Origin of the sequence: Pseudomonas palleroniana (assembly GCF_022836895.1) — a bacterium.
GTDB lineage: Bacteria > Pseudomonadota > Gammaproteobacteria > Pseudomonadales > Pseudomonadaceae > Aquipseudomonas > Aquipseudomonas palleroniana.
In genome coordinates, this window is sequence record NZ_CP092411.1 from 322041 (window position 1) to 334193 (window position 12153).

The window sequence follows — 12153 nt, forward strand, 5'->3', positions numbered from 1 at the left end:
ATGTTCAAGCCTGCATTTCGCTGATGCCGACTTGTTGCAGTGCGTGCGCCAGGTCCATCACCTGGCGCTGTTCTGTGTCTTTGAGCTGCTGCAATTGCTGGCCGAGGCTCGGCGCGCCAAACACGCCGCGCAGCCCCTGGGCCGGGTCGCCCTGGCCGTTGATCGGTTTGCTGTCGAACGCTTTGAGGGTGCTGTCATCGCCGTGGGTTTCATGGCTGAACAGGCTCGACAAGGTGCTTGAGCCGAATACCCCACCATCGCCGCCACCAAAACCCAGGAAACCGTTGGCACTGCCGTCACCGGCACCATCGGTGCCGAACACCTGGGCGATATAGCTGGGTGCCAGCGCGCCGTTGTGGATAAAGATGCTGCCGACCGGTGGCAAGCCTGCACCCAGCTGACGTTGCTCGAACAACGGCGGGAAGCCGATAGGTGAGCCGAGGTTGCCCAGCGGCGCGCCAAACACGCTCGGCTGCAACGGAGCGTTCGGTGCGCCTTGAGGCGGTGCCGGGTTGGTGACGCGGAACAGTGGGTCGCCAGTCAATGCCACGGTATTGATCGCGTAGTTATTGGAGTTGGCAAAACCACTGCCCACGTTGCCCGAAAGGTCACTCACCAGGCGGTTATCGAGGGTAATGAAGTTGCTCGGATCGTTGAGATTGGCCGTTGGCGTCAGTGTCGCCGTCCAGGTCTTGCCGCCGTCGCTGGTCGCCAGGTTGGACAAGGCGCCGTTGGCCACACTCAGGTCATCCAGGCTGAAGCCACTGACTTTCTCGCTGAAGGTGAACGTCACGACAGTGGTCTGGCCGACGGTCAGGCTTGGGTTGGCAATACTGATGGTCGCAGTGGGGCGTTCGCCATCGATCGCGTAGTTATTGGAGATCGCAATGCCGCTGCCGGCGTTACCGGCGGCGTCGTTGACCTGGCTGGCATCCAGCACGATCAGGTTGGTTGCGTCGGTGATAGCGGCCGTCGGCGTCAGGGTGGCGGTCCAGGTTTTGCCGCCGTCCTGGCTCGCCAGGTTGGACAGCACGCCATTGGCCACACTCAGTTGCGAGAGGTCGAAGCCCGTCACGGCTTCACTGAAGGCGATGGTCACCGTGGTGGTTTGCCCGATGTTCAGGGCGCTGTCGGCCACGGAAATAGTCGCGGTGGGACGCTGGGTGTCGATGGCGTAGTTGTTGGAATCGGTGGTGCCGCTGCCCGCGTTGCCTGAAGCGTTCTGCACGCCACTGTTGTCGAGGGTGATCAGGTTGCTGGTGTCGGTGATGTTGGCCGTTGGCGTCAACGTCGCCGTCCAGGTCATACCGCCATCACTGGATGCCAGGTTGCTCAGGGTGCCATTGGCCACGCTCAGATCGGCAGTGGTGAAACCGTTGACCGCCTCGGAGAAGGTGATGGTGACTCGAGCCGTTTCACCCTGCTTGAGTGCGCTGTGGTCGACCACGATGTTCGCCGTCGGCCGCACTGTATCAATGCTGAAATTGCCCGAAAGGGTGACACCTGTGCCGGCGTTGTTGGCCAGGTCGGTAACGCCCGTGTTGTTCAGGGTGATCAGGTTGGTGGTGTCATGAATGTTGCTGGTCGGGGTGAAGGTCGCGGTCCAGGTGATACCGCCGTCCACACTGCTCACCGCCGACAGTGTGCCGTTAGGGACGCTCAAGTCGTTGTTGTCAAAACCGCTGACCGCCTCACTGAACGTAATGGTCACCAACGAGGTTTGGCCAATGGCCAACGTCGGGTTGGCAAGCACAATGCTGGCGGTCGGCGCCTGGGTATCGACGCTATAGGCATTCGACTGGGTAATACCCGCGCCACTGTTACCCGCAAGGTCATCGACTCCGGTGTTGTTCAGCGTGATGACGGCTGCAGCATGCGTCACACCAGCGACAGGTGTCAGGATGGCGGTCCAGGTGATACCCCCGTCGGCACTGCTCACGTTGCTCAGCGTGCCATCGGCGACGGTCAGGTCGGCGTTGCTGAAACCGCTGACCGCCTCGCTGAACGTGATGGTCACCAACGACGTGGCGCCGATGTTCAAGCCGTTATTGGCAACGACGATGGTCGCCGTTGGCCGCTGGGTGTCGATAGCGTAATTGTTGGAGTCGGTGGTGCCGCTGCCGACGTTGCCCGAGGCATTCTGCACGCTGCTGTTGTCCAGCGTGATCAGGTTGCTGGTGTCGGTGATGTTGTTGGTCGGCGTGAAGGTCGCCGTCCAGGTAATCCCTCCGTCGCTGCTGCTCACCGCCGTCAAGGTGCCGTTGGCAACGGTCAGGTCGGCGTTGGTGAAACCGCTCACCGCCTCGCTGAAGGTGATGGTCACCAACGAGGTATCGCCGACTTTCACCGCGTTGTCCGCCACCACGATGCTCGCGGTCGGCCGTACGGTGTCAATGGTGAAGTTGGCCGAGTTGGTGATGCCTGAGCCCGCGTTGCCGGCCAGGTCGCTGACGCCCGCATTATTCAGGGTGATCAGGTTAGTGGTGTCGCGGATGTTGCTGGTAGGGGTAAAGGTCGCCGTCCAAGTCACACCACCATCGGCGCTGCTCACGGTACTCAGAGTGCCATTGGGCACGCTCAAGTCGCTGTTGTCGAAGCCGCTGACGGCCTCGCTGAAGGTTATCGTCACCCCAGAAGTCTGGCCAATGGCCAAAGTCGGGTTGGCGACCACGATCGTGGCGGTGGGCGCCTGGGTGTCGATGTTGTAGGCATTCGACAGCGTGCTGCCCGCACCGCTGTTCCCGGCCAGGTCGTTGACGCCCGCGTTGTTCAGCGTAATGACGTCACCCGTGTGGCTTACACCCTGGGTGGGCGTCAAGTTGGCGGTCCAGGTGATACCTCCGTCGGCACTGCTCACGTTGCTCAAGGTACCGCCGGCGACGGTCAGGTCGGCGTTGCTGAAACCGCTGACCGCCTCGCTGAACGTGATGGTCACCAACGACGTGGCGCCGATGTTCAAGCTGTTGTTGGCCAACACGATGGTCGCCGTTGGCCGCTGGGTGTCGATAGCGTAATTGTTGGAGTCGGTGGTGCCGCTGCCGACGTTGCCCGAGGCATTCTGCACGCCGCTGTTGTCCAGCGTGATCAGGTTGGTGGCGTCGGTGATGTTGTTGGTAGGCGTGAAGGTCGCCGTCCAGGTAATCCCTCCGTCGCTGCTGCTCACCGCCGTCAAGGTGCCGTTGGCAACGGTCAGGTCGGCGTTGGTGAAACCGCTCACCGCCTCGCTGAAGGTGATGGTCACCAGCGAGGTATCACCGATTTTCACCGCGTTGTCCGCCACCACGATGGTCGCGGTCGGCCGTACGGTGTCGAGGGTGAAGTTGGCCGAGCTGGTAGTGCCTGAGCCCGCGTTGCCGGCCAGGTCGGTGATGCCGGTATTGTCCAGGATGATCAGGTTAGTGGCGTCCCGGGTGCCGACGTTCGGGCTGAAGGTAGCCGTCCAGGTCACGCCGCCATCGGCACTGCTCACGGCACTGAGCGTGCCATTGGGCACACTCAGGTCGCTGTTGGTGAAGCCGGTCACCGCCTCACTGAAGGTGATCGTCACCAGTGATGTTTCACCGGCTGTCAGCGCCGAATCAGCAACCACAATGGTCGCGGTCGGCCGTTGGCTGTCGACGGCGTAGTTGTTGGAGTCGGTCGTGCCGCCGCCGGCGTTGCCGGCCAAATCGGCAACGCCGGTGTTATCCAGGGTGATCACATTGCTGGTATCGGTGATACCGGCCGCCGGGGTGAGCGTCGCGGTCCAGGTGATGCCACCATCACTGCTGCTCACCGCGCTCAATGTGCCATTGGCAATCGTCAGGTCGGCATTGGTAAAGCCGGTGACCGCCTCGGAGAATGTCACCGTCACCAACGAGGTCTGGCCGATACCCAGGGCGGTGTCCGTCACCACGATAGTTGCGGTTGGGCGCTGGGTATCGATGGCGTAGTTGTTGGAGCTGGTGGTACCACTGCCGGCATTGCCCGAAAGGTTGCGTACGCCGCTGTTGTCGAGGGAGATCAGGTTGGTCGCGTCGGTTATGGCGCTGCTCGGCGTGAAGGTCGCCGTCCAGGTGATCCCCCCATCGCTGCTGCTCACCGCCGTCAAGGTGCCGTTGGCAATCGTCAGGTCGGCATTGGTGAAACCTGTCACCGCCTCGCTGAACGTGATCGTCACCGCAGAGGTTTCGCCAATTTTCAAAGCGCTGTCCGCAACAACGATGGTCGCCGTGGGCAGCACGGTGTCGACCGTGTAGTTGGCCGAACTGGTGGTGCCCGAGCCCGCGTTGCCGGCCAGGTCGGCGACACCGGCGTTGGCCAGGGTAATGACGTTGGTGGCATCGCTGACACCGACCGTCGGCGTGAGGGTAGCGGTCCAGGTGATACCGCCGTCGCTGCTGCTCACCGCCGTCAAGGTGCCGTTGGCGATGGTCAGGTCAGCGTTGGTAAAACCGCTCACGGCCTCACTGAATGTGATGGTCACCAATGTGGTTTCACCGGCGCTCAGCACCGGGTCGGCGATGACAATAGTCGCCGTCGGCCGCTGGGTGTCGATGGCGAAGTTATTGGAGTCTGTCGTGCCGGTGCCGGTGTTGCCGCTCTGGTCGCTGTAGCCGGTATTGTCCAGGGTGATGTGGTTGGCGGCGTTGGTGGTACTCGCCGACGGGGTGAACGTTGCGGTCCAGGTGATCCCACCGTCACTGCTGCTCACCGCACTCAGCGTGCCGTTGGCGATAGTCAGGTCGGCATTGGTGAAACCCGTGACGGCTTCGCTGAAGGTCACTGTAACCAGCGAAGTCTGGCCAATCGCCAATATCGGGTTGGCGACCACTATCGTGGCCGTCGGGCGCTGGGTGTCGATCGCCACGTTATTGGAGTTGGTCGTGCCGCTGCCGGCGTTGCCTGCCAGATCCTGCACGCCCGTCTTGTCCAGCGTGATGTGGTTGGTCGGGCTGGTGATACTGGCTGTCGGGGTGAAAGTGGCGGTCCAGGTCACACCGCCGTCACTGCTGGAGACAGCGCTCAAGGTGCCATTGGTGATCGTCAGGTCGGCGTTGGTGAAACCGCTCACCGCCTCACTGAAGGTAATCGTCACCAGGGAGGTCTGACCGATAGCCAGGGTAGTGTTGGAAAACACAATGGTCGCATTCGGCCGCAGCGTGTCGACGGCATACGCGTTGGAACTGGTGGTGCCACTGCCGGCGTTGCCTGCCAGGTCGGCGACCCCGGTATTACTCAAGGTAATCACGTCACCGCTATGGCTAACCCCAGCGCTTGGCGTCAGGGTGGCGGTCCAAGTGATGCCGCCATCGCTGCTGCTCACCGCGCTCAGCGTGCCGTCGGCGACGACCAGGTCGGCGTTGGTAAAGCCGGAGACGGCTTCGCTGAAAGTGATGGTCACAAGAGAAGTGCCACCGATGTTCAGCGCTGGGTTAGACACCACAATGCTAGCGGTGGGGCGCACGGTGTCGACGCTGTAGTTATTGGACGTGGTGACGCCGGTGCCGGTATTGGTCGAGGCGTCGGTGTAAAGCGTGTTGTCCAGGGTAATGACGTTGATACCACTGGTGATCCCGCCCGTCGGTGTCAGGGTCGCTGTCCAGTGGATGTTATCGCTGGTGGACAGGTTGCTCAGGGTGCCGTTGGACGCCGTCATGTCGGCCAGGCTGAAGCCGGATACCGCTTCGCTGAAGGTGACGTTCACCACGGAGGTGCCGCCGATATTCAACCCCGTGCTGGCCACCGCAACCGTGGCGGTCGGCCGTACCGTATCGACGGTGTAGTTATTGGAGGTAGAAGTCCCGCTGCCCGCCAGGCCATTCGACACGCCGGTGACACCGGTATTATCCAGGACGATATGGTTGGTCGCGCTGGTCACGCTCGAACTTGGGGTGAACGTCGCCGTCCAGGTGACGCCGCCATCACTGGAACTGACAGCGCTCAAGGTGCCGTTCGACACGGTCAGGTCAGCGTTGGTGAAACCGGTGACGGCCTGGCTGAAGGTAATGGTCACCAACGAAGTGCTGCCAATGTGCTGGGCCGTGGTGGTGACGACGATGGTTGCTGATGGCGTTGGTGCGTAGGCGGTGTTCAGGGTGCCGCCATCATTGAAGATATTGTTCGTGGCCGCCACGGTAGCGCCCGTGCCGCCTCCGCCCGCCGCCTGGCCGCCGGAGCCGCTGCCACCAACGTTACCGCTCAGGGCCGCGAAGTTGGCGGCGGTCATCAACAGCGTGCCTTTGTTCCAGATCGCGCCGACGCCTTTGCCGCCCGCACCGCCCGGGTCAGCGCTGCCACCACTCCCACCGCCGCCGCCGCCGCCACCACCGGCCGCGATGTTATTGGAAATCACCGAGGTGCCGACAACGGTCAGGGTACCGCTGGTGGCGTTGTAGATACCGCCACTGGCCGAGGCGCCGGCACGACCCGGCCTATCCCATCCGGAACCGCCACCACCGCCGCCGATACTGATAGTGCCGTTGTTCGCCGTGCCGCCGCTGCCACCGTTACTGTAGCCACCGGCGCCCACACCGCCTGCGCCACCCACGCTGCTGCCACCCCTGCCGCCCATGTAGGTAGGGCTATAGGAGCCGCCCGTGCCACCGGTGTTGGCGCTACCGGAGGTCCCGGCGTATACCCCCGTACCAGTGCCGGCGATACCGCCGTGGCCTCCGACTTGTCCGCCAAGCGCACCGCCGCCACCGCCACCGCCACCGACCGGGCCACCGGCATAAGGCGCGGTCACCCCGCCACCGCCACCGCCACCCGAGGCGGCATTGCTGGTCACCGTGACATTATTCAAGGTCAGGTTACCGAAGTTGACGATACCGCCGCCCATCGCAGCTGTGCCGTCGACACCTGCCTGCGCGCCATTCCCGACCGCCAGCCCTTGGGTGATGACCAGGCCATCGAGTGTCGCGGTCACCCCATTATTAACTCTCAGCACCTGGGTCTTGTACTGCCCGCTGAGGGTAACGTCCGCCACGCCGTCGTGGTTCAAATCACCTGCAACCGTGACATTCTTCGTGATCACCAGTTGAGAGTTCAGGTTAACCGTCATGCTTGAGTTGAACGTCACGGTATCGCCCGTCACCGAATCGCTCAGGGCTTGGCGCAATGAACCGGCGCCACTGTCGCCGTTGTTGGTCACCGTAATCGTGGCCAAGCCGTACTGGTACGCCGACATCGCCTGGTACGACAACGCGGTGTGGCTCTCGATGGAGCCGGTGGCAATTTCCAGCGTCCAGTCGCCGCCCCCGCCGGTGCGGTTGGTGGATGCGGCAATATCCCGGCCCGTCAATTGCGCGAGTGAGTCGACAAAGTTCAGCCCCTGGGTGCCCTGCGCCGTGTTGCAGGCATAGATCAGGATGTCGCCACCCACATTCATGTCCTGGCCGATCTGCGCCAACACTTCGCTGCGAGCCGCAACGTTGTCGGCCGACAGATAGGTACTGCCCAGCCACAGATCACCGGTGTTGCCGTGAGCGATAATCTGCACCGAACTCACGCCCTGATGGCTGCCCAGGTAATCGGCCATCTGCTGCAGGCCGTCCTTGCTCGCATCCAGTTGCACGACCTGAGTGCCGGGAGCAGCCCCCTTGAGCAGGTCGGCGGAGTCCTTGACCCGGGCGTCGACGAACACCACGGTCTGCCCCGGTACCGCCACGGGTGCCGGTGTCGCCGGCGCATCGGTTTGGCCATGGGTGTCTTTACTGACGGAGGCATGTTCGGCCGTCGGTGCCTTGGCCGCCGCATCGGCGGTGGCGTGGCTGTCAGCCTGGGCGGCATCGGCTACGGTGGCCGCGACCGCACCGTCAAACAACATGCGCGGCTCCAGGAACATGATCATCGGCGTCGCCAGGGTGTTGGCGCCTGTCGTTGCCTGCCGTGCCTTACCTTTGCTCCACCACATGTTGCTCACCCGCTTGTCGAATGCAGATACCCGCTATGAAAAAACCGCGATCAATTGATCACGGCATCGGCTTTAGTGCGAATCACATTGGCGGCGCTCAGGCTCCCATCCCGCCAGAAATCCATATGCGCGAACTGCTCGAAGAGGTCGGGCGGCAGGATCGTACGCCGAGGTTGCAGCGCGACCTTGGGTTTGACCCGGTGCAACCCTCTGACGCCCAGCGCCTCGTCGAAGTCCGGTGCGTCGTAGCTGAGGTTATCGAAGTCATGCTCGAACCACGGCTCGCCGATGAATGCGTAGACCAACCGCATCACGCGCTCCGGCGCCTGGGACAGCAGGTCGTAGTCGACGATCAGCATCGAACCGGCGTTTTCGCCGTAGTAAGCCTCTTTGAGGGCCGACCAGGCATAACCCACCAGGCGATTGCGCTGGCCGAGGGTTTCGACGCGGCTGTACACGGTGTTGCGCTCGATATCGTCGTTGAACAGTTTGGTGTTCTCAAACGGATTGGCGCGGTAAAGGCGTTCCAGGCTGTCCATGATCCACGCGACATTGCGCACGCAGGCGATGACCTTGGCCTGGGGGAACAGGTCGTGCAAGGCAGGCATGCGCGCGCACCACTGGCGGTTGGTGTCGAACACCACGGGGGTGGAGGGTTTGTCGCCGTAGTAAGCATCAAACAGGCCGCGCAACAGGCGACGGCGGGTGTCCGGATCAATGACCGAGCCAAACTCGCTGCCGGCGCTGCACTGCGCCAGCACGCCATTGAACAGCGTCCCTACGGGGCTGCTCATGCCCGCGCGAAAACGGGGGTTCTGCAGCAGGATCGCAGAAAGTAAGGTCGAGCCGGAACGCGGCAGACCGGAGATAAAGTGATAGCGCAATCCTTTCACCACTTTGTAGGACAAATCCATTTATGCCCGAAGCGTAGCTGAGGATTGCGGTGCTCACTAGTGGTTATTTGCCACTATTTAGACATTTTCTTAATGCCAATTCGCAATTAGCGGCAGCCCTCAGGCTGCGAAGGCTCTGGCCCGCGACACAGGACAAACAGGCGCGCTCTTGCGCCGCCGCCATCCTGGCGCATGAGTTCGCGCCAATCGGCGGGTATCGGGGCGAAATCATCCGGCGGCTCGGCACTGCTGATCAGCCACACGCGGCGGGTATCCGCCGGCAATGCCGACAGGCGGTCGAGATAAATGCGCCCACCGTCCTGGTCCACCAGGGTGCCAAAGCCGTAGGCGGTCGGCCGAGTCGGCGTACCGTCGGCTTTGGGTGGCGTGTAGAGCTGTAGTTGGGCGTCGGTCTGGTCGTAATACACGTAGCTGAGGTACCACAGCATGTCACTGAGAACGATGCGGTCGTCTTCCTGATAGTTACGGTTGACGAACTCCACCGGCACGTTGAATTGGTCATGCTCGTCCACGGTGGCGTTGTTCTTCACCCCCAGCAGTTCCACGCTGACAAACAGCACCAGGAACGCGACGCCCCAACGTGACAGCCGCTTGGGCAAACGGTCGATGGCCAAGGCCACCATGATCGGCAAGCCGAGGGCATACACCGTGAGGTAGCGCTCGATAAAGACCGGGGAAATAAACGACACCGCGTACACCAGCAACAGCGGCAGCAGGAAAAACATCGCCAGCAGGCCCGCCGGCCGATGGGCCTCACGATCACGCCAGGCGGTCGCAACCACGACGCCAATCAGCAACAGCGGAAACAGCCAGAACAACGGTTTCCAGAAATCGATGCCCTCATCCTGGAGCATGAACTGCCAGACCATCGACGGCATGGAGATCAGCGTGACCGGGTCTTCCCAACCGATATCGCCGCCGACCTTGAGCTGTTCAACGTGTTGGGTCAGGTCCAGCAGGTTCGGCAACCAGGGCAGGTACAGCGCCACGATCAGCGTATTGGCGCACCACCACGAAGGGCGCAGGATCAGACGCTGGCCCGGCGCCTGGGACGCGCACAACAGCCCCAGGTAGGACCAATGCACCAGCACACACAAGGCTGTGAAGTAATGGGTATAGAACCCGGCCACCATCAGCAGCACGTAGGCCGCCAGGTAGCGCGTGCGCTCGGGCCGGCGTACCCAGTACACCAGCGCCAGCGTGGCGGCCAGCAGCCACACGGCCAGCAGCGAGTACATGCGCACTTCCTGGCTGTAGCGCACGGCCGTGGGGAACAGCGCCAGCAGCACCCCCGCCAGTATCGCCGCGCGCCGGGTGGACAGTTGCCGCGTCAGCCAGATCCCCAGGCCCACCGCGACCACACCGGGGATTGCACTCATACCGCGAATCGACCAGATGCCATCGCCAAACAGCCCGATCCAGCCGCGCAACATGAAAAAGTACAAGGGCGGGTGCACATCATGGGCCGCGTGAAACCACAGGTCATCGATGGCGTATTCGCTCAGCAACAGGCTCGAGCCTTCGTCGCCCCAGATCGCCGAGGCCGTGAGGCCATAGAAACGCACGGCCATGGCCAGCGCCAGAATCGGCACCCACCATAAACGGCTGAGCCAACCGGCACCTTCCCAAGCCGCCGACAGGCGATTGACTGCGGGAAAAACCCCCACTTTGTTGTCTTGTTCTACCACAGACCGTCGCACCTCAATTCCCCTGACACTGCCCGATTCCCGGGCAAACCCCGCCGTTGCGTCAACATGCGCCACTCTAGGCCAAAAGCCCCGGTTTCGCTCGCGGTTTCGCGACCGCCGGGCGCCGCGCATCAGCGGCGTCTACGCTCTGCGATGACGCCAGATCAATTGGCGTCACACACCCATAGAGCCATAAGCAAGGATGAACGATCCATGGAAGTATTCATCGGCACTATTCAACCGTTCGCGTTTAATTTCGCCCCTAGAGACTGGGCCTTGTGCGCCGGTCAAACCTTGTCCATCAGCCAGTACCAGGCGCTGTTCGCCCTGATCAGCACCACGTACGGCGGCGACGGTGTGCAGTCCTTCAAGCTGCCGGATTTGCAGGGGCGCTTGCCCATCGGCCAAGGCAACGGCGCGAACCTGTCGCCGCGAGTCATCGGCGCGTTCGCCGGGGTCGAGAACGTCACCGCCACCCTGGCCAACCTGCCGACCCACACACATGGCACCGCGGCCTTCACTTCCACCACCACCGTGCAACTGACCAGTGTCACCAGCAACCCGGTCACGGTCCCCACTGCCGCCAACGCGTTTATCGGCGCTTCCGGCCCCGGCCCGGGCAGCGCGACGATCTACTCGGACCAACAGGGCGCCAACCCGGTGACGCTCAAAGGCGTCAGTACCACCTTGACCGGCACCATCGACCCCGCCGGCCAAGGCCAGGCCATGGCCACGATGAACCCGTTCCTGGTGATCAACTTCAGCATTGCGCTGAACGGCATCTTTCCGTCCCGCAGCTAAGCCCCTGGCCGAGGCCCACGGGCCTCGGCATTTCCCAAGTGGAGCCGCCTTATGCTGAACCTGATGACCCTCAATCATTTCCAGCCTTTGTTGAACCAGACCAGCGTGCTTTACCTGCCCGATGGTTCTGCATTGCCCATCCAGATCCAACGCCTCACCCCCGCCCCCAAGGCCAGCCTGCCTGGCGGCTCACGCACGGCGTTCAGCGTGTTGCTCGAAAGCCTCGTACCGACCGATTTCGTCGACGGCCTCTGCCGCCTGCTTCTGGGGGACAGTTGCCTGGAAAACGTGTTCGTATCCCGCGAACCCGCGATGGGCCGCGACACCCAGCGCGGTTATTTCTGCATCGTTTTCAACTGAGACGGGTACCACACCAGGCGCTGCGCGGCGGGTGTCTGTTCTTCCACCTCAAACCCCAGCGCCAGATAATGCTGGCGCGCATGGGGGTTACTCGCCCACACCACCGTCGCCACCGGGCAACACACTTGGGCAGCGGCCTGCTGCACCCCTTGCAACACCGCACGACCAAAGCCTTGCCCACGGGCGGTAGGGACGAAAGCCAGGTACAACACACGGATTTCAGCAGGCCCGAAGTCGGCGCTCAACGCACCGATGGGCGTGGCCAGTTTCTCGATCACATAATGCAGGGCGCCGGGAAAATGCTCGTCCATCCCTCGTTCCTGCACCTGGAACTGCTGGGCAATCACCGCCTCCACCAACGCCTGCTCGCCATCGATCCATTGCAGATCCGCACGCGCCGAACGGTAGAGGCTCTGCAAAAACGGCCCATCGCTGCTGCGTGACGGGCGGACCACCAAGCCCTGCGCCAGGGCGCCATCCTTGTTCAACATCGTTC

The 12153-nt window shown here is 62.6% G+C and carries 6 protein-coding genes; 2 read left to right on the forward strand and 4 right to left on the reverse strand.

Annotated features, from left to right (window positions below):
• Window positions 1–4 precede the first annotated feature (4 nt).
• The 3 genes from MJP36_RS01410 to MJP36_RS01420 form a co-directional block, all read right to left on the reverse strand.
• A complete protein-coding gene (locus MJP36_RS01410) occupies window positions 5–7894 on the reverse strand; it encodes an Ig-like domain-containing protein (protein WP_425226329.1) in 7890 nt (2629 codons plus the stop codon).
• Window positions 7895–7944: 50 nt separating this feature from the next.
• Window positions 7945–8808 (reverse strand): sulfotransferase family protein, encoded by an 864-nt coding sequence (locus tag MJP36_RS01415; RefSeq protein WP_104995143.1) that lies wholly within the window; start codon window positions 8806–8808, stop codon window positions 7945–7947.
• An 86-nt stretch (window positions 8809–8894) separates the two neighbouring features.
• Window positions 8895–10508, reverse strand: coding sequence for a glycosyltransferase family 39 protein (locus MJP36_RS01420; RefSeq protein ID WP_244384708.1), 1614 nt, complete (start codon window positions 10506–10508; stop codon window positions 8895–8897).
• A gap of 201 nt (window positions 10509–10709) precedes the next feature.
• On the opposite strand from MJP36_RS01420, the gene MJP36_RS01425 reads away from it, so the two are divergent.
• Window positions 10710–11297 carry a phage tail protein gene (locus MJP36_RS01425; RefSeq protein ID WP_161547572.1) on the forward strand — a complete coding sequence of 196 codons (588 nt, stop codon included), beginning with the start codon at window positions 10710–10712 and terminating at the stop codon, window positions 11295–11297.
• 51 nt (window positions 11298–11348) lie between these two features.
• Window positions 11349–11657 (forward strand): hypothetical protein, encoded by a 309-nt coding sequence (locus MJP36_RS01430; protein ID WP_244384709.1) that lies wholly within the window; start codon window positions 11349–11351, stop codon window positions 11655–11657.
• Here the strand turns inward: MJP36_RS01430 and MJP36_RS01435 are convergent.
• The gene (locus MJP36_RS01435) at window positions 11633–12148 is read right to left on the reverse strand and encodes a GNAT family N-acetyltransferase (RefSeq protein ID WP_060755487.1); all 516 of its coding nucleotides are present in this window, start codon (window positions 12146–12148) and stop codon (window positions 11633–11635) included. The genes MJP36_RS01430 and MJP36_RS01435 overlap by 25 nt on opposite strands.
• Window positions 12149–12153: the final 5 nt, after the last annotated feature.

Bases quoted from the DNA above. Each gene is read 5' to 3' on its own strand.
- MJP36_RS01410 (WP_425226329.1), bottom strand. From the start codon at position 7,894: ATGTGGTGGAGCAAAGGTAAGGCACGGCAGGCAACGACAGGCGCCAAC.
- MJP36_RS01415 (WP_104995143.1), bottom strand. From the start codon at position 8,808: ATGGATTTGTCCTACAAAGTGGTGAAAGGATTGCGCTATCACTTTATC.
- MJP36_RS01425 (WP_161547572.1), top strand. From the start codon at position 10,710: ATGGAAGTATTCATCGGCACTATTCAACCGTTCGCGTTTAATTTCGCC.
- MJP36_RS01430 (WP_244384709.1), top strand. From the start codon at position 11,349: ATGCTGAACCTGATGACCCTCAATCATTTCCAGCCTTTGTTGAACCAG.
- MJP36_RS01435 (WP_060755487.1), bottom strand. From the start codon at position 12,148: ATGTTGAACAAGGATGGCGCCCTGGCGCAGGGCTTGGTGGTCCGCCCG.